The 12,776-nt window shown below is 67.5% G+C and carries 12 protein-coding genes; 10 read left to right on the top strand and 2 right to left on the bottom strand.

The genetic code is table 11. The features are described from left to right. Nucleotides 1-37: 37 nt before the first annotated feature. Nucleotides 38-361 carry a WXG100 family type VII secretion target gene (locus G6N57_RS30305; protein ID WP_077742115.1) on the top strand — a complete coding sequence of 108 codons (324 nt, stop codon included), beginning with the start codon at nucleotides 38-40 and terminating at the stop codon, nucleotides 359-361. A 12-nt stretch (nucleotides 362-373) separates the two neighbouring features. After that, on the top strand, nucleotides 374-670 hold the full coding sequence (locus G6N57_RS30300) for a WXG100 family type VII secretion target (RefSeq protein ID WP_077742114.1): 297 nt from the start codon (nucleotides 374-376) through the stop codon (nucleotides 668-670). 65 nt (nucleotides 671-735) lie between these two features. On the opposite strand, the gene G6N57_RS30295 is transcribed toward G6N57_RS30300, so the two are convergent. Continuing rightward, nucleotides 736-2,136, bottom strand: a complete 1,401-nt coding sequence (locus tag G6N57_RS30295) for a DEAD/DEAH box helicase (RefSeq protein ID WP_077742113.1) — start codon at nucleotides 2,134-2,136, stop codon at nucleotides 736-738. Between the two features lie 282 nt (nucleotides 2,137-2,418). Here G6N57_RS30295 and G6N57_RS30290 point away from each other — a divergent pair, with 282 nt between their 5' ends. From G6N57_RS30290 to G6N57_RS30265, 6 genes are all read left to right on the top strand, one after another. Continuing rightward, nucleotides 2,419-3,723, top strand: a complete 1,305-nt coding sequence (locus G6N57_RS30290; RefSeq protein WP_097925757.1) for a helix-turn-helix domain-containing protein — start codon at nucleotides 2,419-2,421, stop codon at nucleotides 3,721-3,723. Nucleotides 3,724-3,829: 106 nt separating this feature from the next. Continuing rightward, nucleotides 3,830-5,353 carry an aldehyde dehydrogenase gene (adh, locus tag G6N57_RS30285; RefSeq protein WP_077742617.1) on the top strand — a complete coding sequence of 508 codons (1,524 nt, stop codon included), beginning with the start codon at nucleotides 3,830-3,832 and terminating at the stop codon, nucleotides 5,351-5,353. A gap of 341 nt (nucleotides 5,354-5,694) precedes the next feature. Further along, nucleotides 5,695-7,110, top strand: coding sequence for an ethanolamine permease (gene eat, locus G6N57_RS30280; protein ID WP_077742616.1), 1,416 nt, complete (start codon nucleotides 5,695-5,697; stop codon nucleotides 7,108-7,110). Continuing rightward, nucleotides 7,107-8,522: an ethanolamine ammonia-lyase subunit EutB gene (locus G6N57_RS30275; RefSeq protein ID WP_077742112.1), complete on the top strand. Its 1,416-nt coding sequence runs from the start codon at nucleotides 7,107-7,109 to the stop codon at nucleotides 8,520-8,522. Before eat ends, G6N57_RS30275 begins: the two co-directional genes overlap by 4 nt. Next, nucleotides 8,519-9,292: an ethanolamine ammonia-lyase subunit EutC gene (gene eutC, locus G6N57_RS30270; protein WP_077742111.1), complete on the top strand. Its 774-nt coding sequence runs from the start codon at nucleotides 8,519-8,521 to the stop codon at nucleotides 9,290-9,292. The genes G6N57_RS30275 and eutC overlap by 4 nt, the downstream gene beginning before the upstream one ends. 22 nt (nucleotides 9,293-9,314) lie before the next feature. Next, nucleotides 9,315-10,610, top strand: a complete 1,296-nt coding sequence (locus tag G6N57_RS30265; RefSeq protein ID WP_077742110.1) for an HAD family hydrolase — start codon at nucleotides 9,315-9,317, stop codon at nucleotides 10,608-10,610. 61 nt (nucleotides 10,611-10,671) lie between these two features. Here the strand turns inward: G6N57_RS30265 and G6N57_RS30260 are convergent, their stop codons facing one another. Further along, complete coding sequence (locus G6N57_RS30260; protein ID WP_077742109.1) at nucleotides 10,672-11,520, bottom strand: putative endonuclease domain-containing protein; 849 nt, start codon at nucleotides 11,518-11,520, stop codon at nucleotides 10,672-10,674. A gap of 281 nt (nucleotides 11,521-11,801) precedes the next feature. Here G6N57_RS30260 and rplM point away from each other — a divergent pair, with 281 nt between their 5' ends. Together rplM and rpsI are read left to right on the top strand one after the other, a co-directional pair. Continuing rightward, nucleotides 11,802-12,245, top strand: coding sequence for a 50S ribosomal protein L13 (gene rplM / locus G6N57_RS30255; protein ID WP_019347553.1), 444 nt, complete (start codon nucleotides 11,802-11,804; stop codon nucleotides 12,243-12,245). Continuing rightward, complete coding sequence (gene rpsI, locus G6N57_RS30250; RefSeq protein WP_065508699.1) at nucleotides 12,242-12,721, top strand: 30S ribosomal protein S9; 480 nt, start codon at nucleotides 12,242-12,244, stop codon at nucleotides 12,719-12,721. The genes rplM and rpsI overlap by 4 nt, the downstream gene beginning before the upstream one ends. Nucleotides 12,722-12,776: the final 55 nt, after the last annotated feature.

Raw genomic sequence — 12,776 nt, 5'->3', positions numbered from 1 at the left:
TTATATCCCGCAAGACAAGACCGGAGGGCCAGAGAAAATGTCACCAGGACCGACGGGGCCGTTGGGCACCGACTTCGATGTAATGACCAGCGTGGCCGGCCGCATCGACGTACTCAACGACGACGTCCGGGCGATGCTGCGGACCTTCATCGGGAAGATGAGCAGTGTGCCGCCATCGGTGTGGGGCGGGGTGGCGGCCGTTCGGTTCCGCGATGTGGTGGACCGCTGGAACGGTGAATCGCTCACCCTGCACACGTCACTGAGCCGCATCGCCGAGACCATCCGGACCAACGAGCGCACGTTGCGTGCGGCCGCTGACGCCCATGCGCAGCGGCTCGGCACCGTCGGCGACGGAATCTGACCGGAGCCCACGATGGATCACGTTCTGTCCTACGACTTCGGCGAAATCGAGTACACGGTCCGTCAGGAGATCCACACCACCTCGAGCCGGTTCAACGCCGCCCTCGACGAACTGCGTTCGCAGATCGCGCCTCTGCAGCAGGTCTGGACCCGCGAGGCGGCGCAGGCCTATGCCGTTGAGCAGGCTCGGTGGAACCAGGCGGCGGCGGCACTCAACGAAATCTTGTTCGCGCTGGGCAATGCGGTCCGCGACGGTGCCGACGAGGTGGCCGCCACCGATCGCAGCGCTGCCAACACATGGGGAGTCTGACCCGCCCGGAAGAGCCGGTGCGGTCCCGTTCGGAGGAGAGCCGAGCGGGACCGCACACTTCCGTTCTAGCGGCTTGAGTTGGAGTCGCCTGCCCGGCGGGGGCGGCGATGTCCACCGCGCTGTTGTCCGCCGGCGCCGGAGCCGGACCGTGCTGACGGAGCGCCGCTGTTGCGAGACGAACCGTTGGGGCGGTTGCGGCGCTGCTGCTGACCCGACTTGCCCGGCTGCCCGGACTTGGTGCCCTGGCGGCGCGGGGCCGGAGCGGCCTGGGCGACCGGCTCAGGACGAATCGGATCGCCGAAAACCCGCTCACCGGGGGCGATCTCACGCAGCACCGGATGATCGGTCCCGTTCACCCGGGTGATCGTGGGCTTGACCCCGGCCTTCTTGGTCAGGGTGCGGACATCGGAAACCTGTGCGTCGTGCATGAGGGTCACCACGGTGCCCTCGTTCCCGGCGCGGGCCGTGCGTCCCGACCGGTGCAGGTAGGCCTTGTGCTCGACCGGCGGGTCGGCGTGCACCACGAGGCTGACATCGTCGACGTGGATGCCGCGGGCGGCGATGTCGGTGGCCACCAGCACAGCGGCCGATCCGTCGGAGAACGCGGTCAGGTTGCGCGTGCGGGCGTTCTGGGACAGGTTGCCGTGCAGCTCAACTGCCGAGACGCCTCGCGAATTGAGCTGGCGAGTCAGGTTTTTCGCACCGTGCTTGGTGCGGGCGAACACGATGGTGCGGCCCGGAGCGGCGGCCAGATCGGCAACCACGTTGACCCGCGCGGCGTTGTCCACGTGCAGCACGTGGTGCACCATCGCGGTCACCGGGGACTGTGCCGAATCGACACTGTGCACCACGGGATCGTGCAGGTAGCGCTTGACCAGCACGTCGACCCCGGCATCGAGGGTGGCCGAGAACAGCAGGCGCTGGCAGTCTTTCGGGGTGCGGTCCAGCAGCCGCTTGACGCCGGGCAGGAAGCCGAGGTCGGCCATGTGGTCGGCCTCGTCGAGCACGGTGATCTCGACCGCGGACAGGTCGGCGTGGCCGGACCGCATGTGGTCTTCGAGCCGGCCCGGGCAGGCGATCACGATGTCCACGCCGCCTCGGAGCGCGGAGATCTGCGGGTTGGGGCCCACGCCACCGAAGATGTTGACCGACCGCAGGCCGGTGGCCTTGGCCAGCGGGGCCAGCGAGGCCTCGATCTGGGTGACCAGTTCACGGGTCGGTGCCAGGATCAGCGCGCGGGGGCGGTTCGGTGCCCGGCGGGTGCCGCTGGTCGCCAACCGCGCCACCAGGGGCAACAGGAACGCATAGGTCTTGCCGGATCCGGTCCGGCCGCGGCCGAGGACGTCACGGCCTTTCAGTGAATCAGGCAGGGTCGCGGCCTGGATCGGGAACGGGTTCTGGACTCCGTTCGAGGCCAGGGTCGCGACGATCTCGGCGGGCAGGCCGAGTTCGGCGAATGTGGGCACAGCGGTGCCAGGGGTTTCTTGGACAGACAAAATGAAAGCTCCGAAAATAGAGGGCGGTCGTCCTGCCCGGCGCGAGTGATATCTCGCGGCGCTCGGTGTGACGATCGAGAAGGCGGCAAAGGCAGAACAGACAAGCCGCCGTGCCCCGACTATACGGGTAGCGGGCTGGATTCCCCGAGTTCTGGCTGCTGACCAGCGGGTGGTATCCATCACAGGCCAGGCCGGTCAACTATCCTGGCGGTTACGCGTGAATGCCATACCCATGGCCCGACGCCGGGAGAGATGATCGCCGTGGCCGCATCGAGGAACGCGGGAGGCCGGATATCGACCCGGGCACTGCCCGCGAAGGTGCGCGCTATCCACGATCTGTTCATCGAGGGCCAGGTCGACGCCGATTCCCTGGATTCCACCCCGGTGCGGCGCGTGATCATGGAGAGCTGGCAGCGCAGCCTGGCCACCGGCGTCGACCCCGATCTGGGCACCCGGGCGGCCGCCGCCGCGGCGGCGCTGACCGAACTGCGAAACACCCATCCGCTCGCGCCCACCCTGCCGCTGATCCGTCGGCTGCTGGTCGACGACGCCGTCGGCGCCGGGGTGGTGGTGGCGATCACCGCGGCCGACGGCACCCTGCTGTGGGTCGAGGGAGATCCCGGCGTGCGCCGCAAGGCCGAGGCGATGAACTTCGTGCCCGGCTCGGACTGGAGTGAACGGGCGGCCGGGACCAACGCGCCGGGGACCGCGCTGGCGCTGGACCGGGAACTGCAGATCCTCGGGTCCGAGCATTTCTCCCGCACCGTCCACTCGTGGAGCTGCACCGCGGTGCCTGTACACGATCCGGCGACCGGGGTCCTGCTGGGCGCCATCGACCTGACCGGAGGGTCCGCAGTCGCGACACCGCAGACATTGGCGCTGGTCAGAGCCACCGCGGTGGCCGTCGAGAACCAGCTGGCCCTGCTGCGGCTCACCGGACCCGCAGTGCCGGCCGCGGCTGAGGGGGCTCGGTTGACGGTGCTGGGTGCCGATCGCCCGCGCTGGCAGGTGACCGACGCCGCGGGCCGCCCGCAAGCCAGTGGGTTGACCGGCAGGCACGCCGACATCCTGGTCCTGCTGATCCGGCACCCCGAGGGGCTCAGCGCCGATCACCTGGCGATGTTGCTCGACGACAAGGACCTCGACGTGGTCACCGTGCGCGCCGAGGTGTCCCGGCTGCGCCGGGTCATCGGAAGCACCTACATCGAGTCGCGGCCGTACCGCCTGATGGCGCCGGTGGCCAGCGACATGGGCGACGTCTACGACGCACTGGAGGCCGGGAACGTCCCGGCCGCCCTGGACGCGTACTCGGGCGCCCTGTTACCCCAATCCGTCTCGCCGGCCATCGCGCGACTGCGCACCGAGCTGAGCGCCAGCCTGCGCGAAGCGGTGCTGGCCGGGGGCAATCTGAGCCTGCTGCGGCGCTGGTTGGCGCTGCCCGACGGCCGTGACGACCGCCAGGGTTGGCGGATCCTGCACGACCACGCCGAAGCCGACCCGCTGGCCCGGGCACAGGCGCGCGGTCACCTGGCGGGGATCGACTCCGAGCTGGGCTGATCTTCTCGGCAACGTTGCTTTCGATCAGTGCAACTGTGCTGCAACCTACTGCTGACTACCTTTAGTGACGACCGACACATCTGGGTGTCCGATGCAGGAGATTGCCATGACTGTTTATGCACGTCCGGGTGCCGAGGGCGCCCTGATGTCGTTCGAGGCCCGCTACGACAACTACATCGGTGGCGAGTGGGTCGCCCCCGCCGAGGGCCGCTACTTCGAGAACCCGACGCCGGTCACCGGCCAGGTGTTCTGCGAGGTGGCCCGCTCCACCGAGGCCGACGTCGAGAAGGCGCTCGACGCCGCCCACGCCGCCGCGCCGGCATGGGGCAAGACCTCGCCTGCCGAACGCGCCGTCATCCTCAACAAGATCGCCGACCGGATCGAGGAGAACCTCGAATCCATCGCGCTGGCCGAGTCGTGGGACAACGGCAAGCCGATCCGCGAGACGCTGAACGCCGACATCCCGTTGGCGGTCGACCACTTCCGGTACTTCGCCGGTGTGCTGCGCGCCCAGGAAGGCTCGCTCTCGCAGATCGACGAGGACACCGTCGCCTACCACTTCCACGAGCCGCTCGGCGTCGTCGGCCAGATCATCCCCTGGAACTTCCCGATCCTCATGGCGGTCTGGAAGCTGGCCCCGGCGCTGGCCGCGGGTAACGCCGTGGTGCTCAAACCTGCTGAGCAGACCCCGGTTTCGGTGCTCTACCTGATGTCGGTGATCGGTGACCTGCTGCCCGCCGGTGTGGTCAACGTGGTCAACGGGTTCGGTGTCGAGTGCGGCAAGCCGCTGGCCTCGAGCAACCGGATCGCCAAGATCGCCTTCACCGGTGAGACCACCACGGGCCGGCTGATCATGCAGTACGCCAGCCAGAACCTGATCCCGGTGACGCTGGAGCTCGGTGGCAAGAGCCCCAACATCTTCTTCTCCGACGTGCTGGCCGCCGCCGACGATTTCCAGGACAAGGCCCTGGAAGGGTTCACCATGTTCGCCCTGAACCAGGGTGAGGTGTGCACCTGCCCGTCGCGGTCGCTGATCCAGGCCGACATCTACGACGAGTTCCTCGAGCTGGCCGCCATCCGCACCAAGGCCGTGCGCCAGGGCGACCCGCTGGACACCGAGACCATGATCGGTGCGCAGGCCTCCAACGATCAGCTGGAGAAGATCCTGTCCTACATCGAGATCGGCAAAACCGAAGGCGCCCAACTGATCACCGGTGGCGAGCGGGCCGATCTGGGTGGCGACCTCAACGGCGGGTTCTACGTGGCGCCGACGATCTTCACCGGGCACAACAAGATGCGGCTGTTCCAGGAGGAGATCTTCGGACCGGTCGTGGCGGTGACCTCGTTCAAGGATTACGACGACGCCATCTCGATCGCCAACGACACCCTCTACGGCCTGGGTGCCGGTGTGTGGAGCCGCAACGGCAACACCGCCTACCGGGCGGGCCGGGACATCAAGGCCGGTCGGGTGTGGACCAACTGCTACCACGCCTACCCCGCGCATGCCGCGTTCGGCGGTTACAAGCAGTCCGGCATCGGCCGCGAGAACCACAAGATGATGCTCGATCACTACCAGCAGACCAAGAACCTGTTGGTGAGCTACGCCAACAAGGCGCAGGGCTTCTTCTGAACCTGGTAGCCCCCTGATCTGCCGTCGAGTGTGGAGCTGTTGCGACATCTGACCCGCACGCTCGCAACAGCTCCACACTCGCGGTACCGGTTCTGACCCTTGCGTCCGACGCTCATCGCAGCGTTACGGACACGTAAATCTTTGTGCTGCAATAAATATCGTCGTCATCCTCTGGCCTGGAGTCAGTTTCCCGTTGGGGTGGACATCGTGACCGCCGAGGGTGATACTCATCTAGTCAAAGGTTGAGAAACCTACCTTTAACCTGGCGCCGACGGGTGGAGTGACAACCCTCCTCGAACCGGCCCCACATGCGAATAGCTTTGTCAATGAAGGAGTTTGAAATGGCGGGTGTGGAAGAACACCTGGAGAGCGCTGACTATCTGAACAAACGTCAGCTCAAATCCGGAAGCGCTGGGTGGCTGCTACTGGCCGGCCTCGGCGTCAGCTACGTGGTCTCCGGGGATTTCTCGGGCTGGAATTTCGGTCTCGAGCAGGGCGGCTTCGGTGGCCTGCTGATCGCCGTGGTGGTCATCGCCGCCATGTACTTCTGCATGGTCCTTGGCCTCGCTGAGCTGTCCTCGGCGCTGCCGGCGGCCGGCGGCGGCTACACCTTCGCCCGTCGCGCGCTCGGCCCGTGGGGCGGCTTCGCCACCGGCACCGCGATCCTGATCGAGTACTCGATCGCACCGGCCGCGATCGCCACGTTCATCGGCGGCTACGTCGAATCGCTCGGCCTGTTCGGCATTCACAAGGGCTGGTGGGTCTACCTGGCGGCCTTCGTCATCTTCATCGGGATCCACCTCGCGGGCGTCGGTGAGGCGCTGCGGTTGATGTTCGTCATCACCGCGATCGCGCTGCTCGGCCTGGTCATCTTCGCCGTGAGCGCCATCGGCCACTTCGACGTCGCCAACCTGACCGACATCGCCCCCGACGCGGCCGCGGTGGGTGCGTCGAGTTTCCTGCCGCACGGTTACCTGGGCATCTGGGCGGCGATCCCGTTCGCCATCTGGTTCTTCCTGGCGGTCGAGGGCGTCCCGCTGGCCGCCGAGGAGACCGCCAACCCGGAGCGCAATGTGCCGCGCGGCATCATCGCCGCGATGACGGTCCTGATCATCACCTGCGTGACGGTGCTGTTCCTGACGGCCGGTGCCGGCGGCGCCGACGCGATGTCGACCGTGGACGACCCGCTGGTGCAGGCCCTCGGCGGTACCGGGTTCGCCGCCAAGGCGGTCAACTACATCGGCCTGTTCGGACTGATCGCGAGCTTCTTCTCGATCATCTACGCCTACTCACGGCAGACGTTCGCGCTGTCGCGGGCCGGTTACCTGCCCACCTCGCTGTCGGTGACCAACAAGCGCAAGGCCCCGACGCTCGCGCTGATCGTCCCGGGCATCATCGGCTTCCTGTTGTCGCTGACCGGCCACGGTGATCTGATCCTGAACATGGCGGTCTTCGGTGCGGCGCTGAGCTACGTGCTGATGATGATCAGCCACATCGTGCTGCGGGTCAGGGAGCCGGAGATGAAGCGGCCGTACCGCACCCCGGGCGGCATCGTCACCACCGGTTTCGCCCTGGTCATCGCGGTCGTCGCGCTCATCGCGACCTTCGTGGTCAGCCCGGTGGCCGCCGGTCTGTGCCTGGCTGTGTTCTGCGCGTTCATGCTCTACTTCGCGCTCTACAGCCGCCACCGCCTGGTGGCCAACTCGCCCGACGAAGAGTTCGCGATGCTCGCGGAAGCGGAGAGTGCCCTGAAATGAAGTACCACCAGCAGGTTTCGGGGGTGACCTACAGCTTCGACGGTCTGGTCGAGGTGATGGCCAAGGCCACCCCGCTGCGCTCCGGCGATCAACTCGCCGGGTGCGCGGCCGAGCACGACGGGGAACGCGCCGCGGCCGCCTGGGTGCTCGCGGACCTGCCGCTGGACACCTTCCTCAACGAGGAACTGGTGCCGTACGACACCGACGAGGTGACCCGGCTGATCATGGACAGCCATGACCGGCAAGCCTTTTCGGAGATCTCGCACCTGACCGTCGGCGGGCTGCGGGACTGGCTGATGGACACCGCGGCGCATGACCACAGCGCCGAGCGGTTGGCCGCCGTCGCACCGGGACTGACCCCGGAGATGGTCGCCGCGGTCAGCAAGATCATGCGCAACCAGGATCTGATCGCGGTGTCGGCCGCCGCGGAGGTGACCGCGGCGTTCCGCACCACCGTCGGCGCGCGCGGCACCCTCGCCACCCGGCTGCAGCCCAATCATCCGACCGATGACCCCCGCGGGATCGCCGCCGCGGTGCTCGACGGGCTGCTGCTGGGTTGCGGTGACGCGGTGATCGGGATCAACCCGGCCACCGACTCGCCGCAGGCCACCGCGGATCTGCTGTACCTGCTCGACTCGATCCGCACCCGCTACGACATTCCCGCCCAGTCCTGTGTGCTGTCGCATGTCACCACCACGATCGGTCTGGTCGAGGCCGGGGCGCCGGTGGACCTGATGTTCCAGTCGGTGGCGGGCACCGAGGGGGCCAACTCCGCATTCGGGGTGAACCTGCAGCTGCTGCGCGAAGGCAATGAGGCGGCGCGCAGCCTGCGCCGCGGAACCGTCGGCGACAACGTCATGTACCTGGAGACCGGGCAGGGTTCGGTGCTCAGTTCCGGCGCGCATCTGGGTGTCGGCGGCAAGCCGGTGGACCAGCAGACGCTGGAGGCCCGGGCCTACGCGGTGGCCCGCGATCTGGAGCCGCTGCTGGTCAACACCGTCGTCGGTTTCATCGGGCCGGAGTATCTGTATGACGGCAAGCAGATCATCCGGGCCGGCTTGGAAGACCACTTCTGCGGCAAGCTGCTCGGCCTGCCGATGGGGGTGGATGTCTGCTACACCAACCACGCCGAGGCCGACCAGAACGACATGGACAACCTGCTGACGTTGTTGGCCGCGGCGGGAGTGGCGTTCGTCATCACCGTGCCGGGTGCCGACGACGTGATGCTCGGCTACCAGAGCTTGTCGTTCCACGACGTGCTGACCACCCGACGCACCCTGGGCTTGCGCCCGGCCGCCGAGTTCGAGGCGTGGCTGCGCAGCGTCGGCATGGTCGACGACTCCGGCAAGCTGACCCCGTTCGACCTGGAGCGCTCGGTGCTGCGGTCCCTGACTTCCGCGGAGCCGTCATGAGTGCCAATGAGGTTGCGGTTCAAGAGTTCTGGGACGAGCTGCGCAAGACCACCCAAGCCAGGATCGGGTTGGGGCGCGCCGGCAACGCGCTGCCCACCCGCCGAGTGCTCGAGCTGGCCGCCGCACATGCCGCAGCGCGTGACGCCGTGCACGTGCCGCTGGACGTGGATCGACTCGCCGCGGAGGTGCATACGGTCGGCATCGGTGAGCCGACGGTGGTGACGAGTAAGGCCACCTCCCGCGACGAGTATCTGCGCCGCCCCGACCTGGGCCGCGAACCCGCCGAGGGCATGCAGGTGCCCGACACCCCGGCCGACATCGGCTTCGTGCTGGCCGACGGATTGTCACCGACCGCGCTGGACCGGCACGGTGCGACGCTGCTGGCGGCGTTGGTGGCCGAGCTTCAGGACCGCTACACCCTGGCCCCGCCGGTGATCGCGACGCAGGCCCGCGTGGCCCTTGGCGATCATGTTGCTGCCGCGGCCCACATGCGGACGGTGCTCGTCATCATCGGGGAGCGGCCCGGCCTGAGCGTCGCCGACAGCCTCGGCATCTACCTGACCCACCTGCCGATGCCCGGCCGCACCGACGCCGATCGCAACTGCATCTCCAACATTCACCCGCCCGACGGCCTGGGATACGCCGAAGCCGCGCGGGTAGCCGCCGGGCTGGTCGACGGTGCGCTGGCGTTGGGACGCTCCGGCGTCGACCTGAAGGACACCTCACGGACCTCGGCGCTCGGCACCCCCGGCGTCGTCGAACTCACCTGAATCCACCAGACGGGAACCCTTGATGACCTCACGCGCACCGCTGTCCCTTCTCGTCGCCGCGGTGACCGCGGTGCTGACCGTCGCCGGGTGTGGGTCCGGCACCGAGTCGGCGCAGTCGTCGGGCAGCTCCGAGAAGGGCGCGGCGGCACCGGCCGCCGACTGTCGCACGCTGGCCGAGAACCCCGGTTGGTACGGCGACAACCGCGACCGGATCGACACGATGCTCGCGGAGTTGGGAACCTGCGGGGCCGACGGCTCGGTGGCCGACGGCGCGCCGGTGGCGCTGTTCGACTGGGACAACACCCTGGTCAAGAACGATATCGGCGACGCGACGTTCTTCTGGATGGTGCGCAACGGCAAGTTGCGGGCCCCGGCAGGCGGGGACTGGTCGACCACCAGCCCGTACCTCACGCCGCAGGCCGTCGGGGCGCTGTCCAAGGCGTGCGCCGCGGCCAAACCGGGCCAGCCGATGCCGACCGACACCGACCTCGGGTGCGCCGACGAACTGCTGTCGGTCTACACCGAGGCGAAGACGCGCGCCGACGAGCCGGCGTTCGCCGGGTTCAACGCCCGCCGGGTCGAACCGGCCTATGCCTGGAACGCGCAGATGCTGGCCGGCTGGACGGAATCCGAGCTGACCGGTTTCGCCGAGGCCGCCCGCAAGGAGAACCTGGAGGCGCCGGAGGGCACCGAGCAGAAGGTGGGCAGCGGCGAGGAAACCGGTTGGGTGCGCTACTACTCGCAGATGCGTGATCTGGTGGAAACGTTGCGCGCCAACGGTTTCGACGTGCGGGTGATCTCCGCTTCGCCGGAGCCGGTGGTGCGGGTATGGGGTGCCGAACTCGGATTCACCCCGGACAAGGTGATGGGTGTGCGGACCGAGCTCGACGGTGGCGTGCTCACCTCGAAGCTGGTGCCGTGTGGCGGTGAGACGGCCATTCCGTACATCGAGGGCAAGCGGTGCCGGGTGAACGAAGACGTCTTCGGCGTCAAGGGTCCTGCCGCGTTCGAACAGCAGGCCGAGCCGAAGCGTGCGGCCTTCGGCGCCGGGGACTCCGACACCGACGTCACGTTCCTCACCGATGCCACCGCCCTGCGCCTGGTGCTCAACCGCAACAAGACCGAGTTGATGTGCTCGGCCTACGACAACGCCGACGGTCGTTGGCTGGTGAATCCGATGTTCATCGACCCCAAGAAGAAGCAGGGCGACCCGTACGAATGCGCGACGGAGGGCTACATCGAGCCCAGCGGCAAGGAAGCCCCGCTGCACCGTGCGGATGGAAGTGTGGTCCCTGACCAGCAGGACGCGGTGTCCTGAGAGCCGAGTGTTGGCTTGTGTGCGAGATTTCTCGAAAATCTGGTACACAAGCCAACTTTCGTCAGTATGGACCGCCTGCGGAGCGCAAGGCGGCGCGAGTGCGGCCGATGATCGTGCCCTGGCGATACCTGAGCAGGTCGGCGCCGACGCGGACGATGCGCCAGCCGAGGTCCTGGTACTCGACGTTCTGATCGATGTCTCGAGTGCGTTGCCTCGGATCGGTCCAGTGCTGAATACCGTCGTACTGCACGCCCACCTTCCACTCCGGCCAGCCCATGTCGATCCGCCCAACCTGTCGGCCGTGGTCGAACACCTCGATCTGGGTGTGCGACGGACGCATCCCAGCCTCGGTATAGAGGAGGCGGAGCCGCGTCTCCTGCGGTGATTCGGCGCCTTCGTCGGCCAGGTCGAGCACTTGCCGCAGTTGCACCACCCCTCGAGCGCCACGGTGACGATCGGCGAGCGGTGTCACATCGGGGATCTTCAGGCGAGTGGCCTGGATGAGTGCGTCGACATGGATCACCGCCGCAGTGAGTCCGCGGCGGCGGCCCAGATCAAATGCGGTGCGTTGAGGCGTGGTCGCGCGGACACCCCGGACCAGGCAGGTTTCGTCATCGGCGAGCGTGTCGCTGTGGACGAGGATGCCCGATGGCCGTGAGCGGCTCGGTTGGTTGAGCTCGGCCGGGTGCCTGGCATCGATCCACAAGGTGCCGTGCAGAGCGGCCGCGGACAGCCCCATGACCGTGGCTTGCCTGCCCGACCACAGCCAGGCCGCGACGGCCTTGTCCGCCGCTGTCAGCTCGGTGCCCCTCGGCACGTAGACATTGCGGAACACAGCCTCATACCGCGTGCGCAGTTGGTAGCGGTTGAGCCTGCCGGCGGCCAATGCCTCAGTGCCCAGAAATGGCATGCGAATAGGACGTCGACGGCCGGGTTGCCGGTTCCCGTTGTGCCCAGCGTTGGCTTGTGTGCGAGATTTCTCGAAGAACTCGCACACAAGCCAACGCTCGACCCCAGAAGGCGCGTTTTGACCTGCGAGGACGCCCACCGGTAAGCTGCTCCGTTGGTGTGTGCTGCCCTTTTGGGTGAGCGGGTCCCGGGTCAACGTCGGTCGCCGGGATATCAACCGCACATACCTGACCGGCACCCGGATCAACCGGGACTCAACCCGAGATAGAAGAGGTAAGCGCTGTGCCTACGTACACGCCGAAGGCGGGTGACACCACGCGTCAGTGGTACGTCATCGACGCCCAAGACGTGGTGCTCGGCCGGCTCGCCGCTGCAGCTGCCAATCTGCTGCGCGGCAAGCACAAGCCGACATTCACGCCGAATGTCGACGGTGGCGACTTCGTCATCGTCATCAACGCCGACAAGATTTCCGTCAGCGGTAACAAGCTGACCAACAAGTTCGCTTACAGCCACTCGGGTTACCCGGGCGGTCTGCGCAAGCGCACCATCGGCGAGCTGCTGGAGAAGCACCCGACCCGCGTCGTCGAGAACGCGATCATCGGCATGCTGCCCCACACCAAGCTCGGTCGGCAGATCCAGAAGAAGCTCAAGGTCTACGCCGGCCCGGATCATCCGCACGCCGCGCAGCAGCCGGTTCCGTACGAGATCAAGCAGGTGGCCCAGTGACCGAAACGATTGAGAACGGCAGCGAGAACACCGGGGTCGTCGAAACCGTTGTCGAGGTGGAGCAGGAGCACCGCGAGCCGGTCATCATCGACCGCCCGATCCAGACCGTCGGCCGCCGCAAGGAGGCCGTGGTGCGGGTTCGCCTGGTGCCCGGCACCGGCCAGTTCAACCTGGACGGCCGCACCCTGGAGAACTACTTCCCGAACAAGGTCCACCAGCAGCTGATCAAGGCCCCGCTGGTGACCGTCGACCGCCTCGAGCAGTTCGACATCTTCGCCCACCTCGATGGTGGCGGCCCGTCGGGCCAGGCCGGTGCCCTGCGCCTGGCCATCGCCCGTGCACTGATCCTGGTGCAGCCGGAAGACCGGCCCGCGCTCAAGCGCGCCGGCTTCCTGACGCGTGACCCGCGTGCCATCGAGCGCAAGAAGTACGGCCTCAAGAAGGCCCGCAAGGCACCTCAGTACAGCAAGCGCTGATCTGTCGCCTTACGGCCGAACGAACCCGCCGGGTGTGTCCTGTACACACCCGGCG

Source organism: Mycolicibacterium boenickei (assembly GCF_010731295.1).
Taxonomy (GTDB): domain Bacteria; phylum Actinomycetota; class Actinomycetes; order Mycobacteriales; family Mycobacteriaceae; genus Mycobacterium; species Mycobacterium boenickei.
The sequence above is the reverse complement of the archived record's forward strand: the minus strand, read 5'-3'. Positions and strand labels throughout refer to the sequence as shown.

What these genes read in the sequence shown, in the direction of transcription:
- G6N57_RS30305 (WP_077742115.1), top strand. Translation starts at nt 38, where the DNA reads ATGTCACCAGGACCGACGGGGCCGTTGGGCACCGACTTCGATGTAATG.
- G6N57_RS30300 (WP_077742114.1), top strand. Translation starts at nt 374, where the DNA reads ATGGATCACGTTCTGTCCTACGACTTCGGCGAAATCGAGTACACGGTC.
- G6N57_RS30290 (WP_097925757.1), top strand. Translation starts at nt 2,419, where the DNA reads ATGATCGCCGTGGCCGCATCGAGGAACGCGGGAGGCCGGATATCGACC.
- adh (WP_077742617.1), top strand. Translation starts at nt 3,830, where the DNA reads ATGACTGTTTATGCACGTCCGGGTGCCGAGGGCGCCCTGATGTCGTTC.
- eat (WP_077742616.1), top strand. Translation starts at nt 5,695, where the DNA reads ATGGCGGGTGTGGAAGAACACCTGGAGAGCGCTGACTATCTGAACAAA.
- G6N57_RS30275 (WP_077742112.1), top strand. Translation starts at nt 7,107, where the DNA reads ATGAAGTACCACCAGCAGGTTTCGGGGGTGACCTACAGCTTCGACGGT.
- eutC (WP_077742111.1), top strand. Translation starts at nt 8,519, where the DNA reads ATGAGTGCCAATGAGGTTGCGGTTCAAGAGTTCTGGGACGAGCTGCGC.
- G6N57_RS30265 (WP_077742110.1), top strand. Translation starts at nt 9,315, where the DNA reads ATGACCTCACGCGCACCGCTGTCCCTTCTCGTCGCCGCGGTGACCGCG.
- G6N57_RS30260 (WP_077742109.1), bottom strand. Translation starts at nt 11,520, where the DNA reads ATGCCATTTCTGGGCACTGAGGCATTGGCCGCCGGCAGGCTCAACCGC.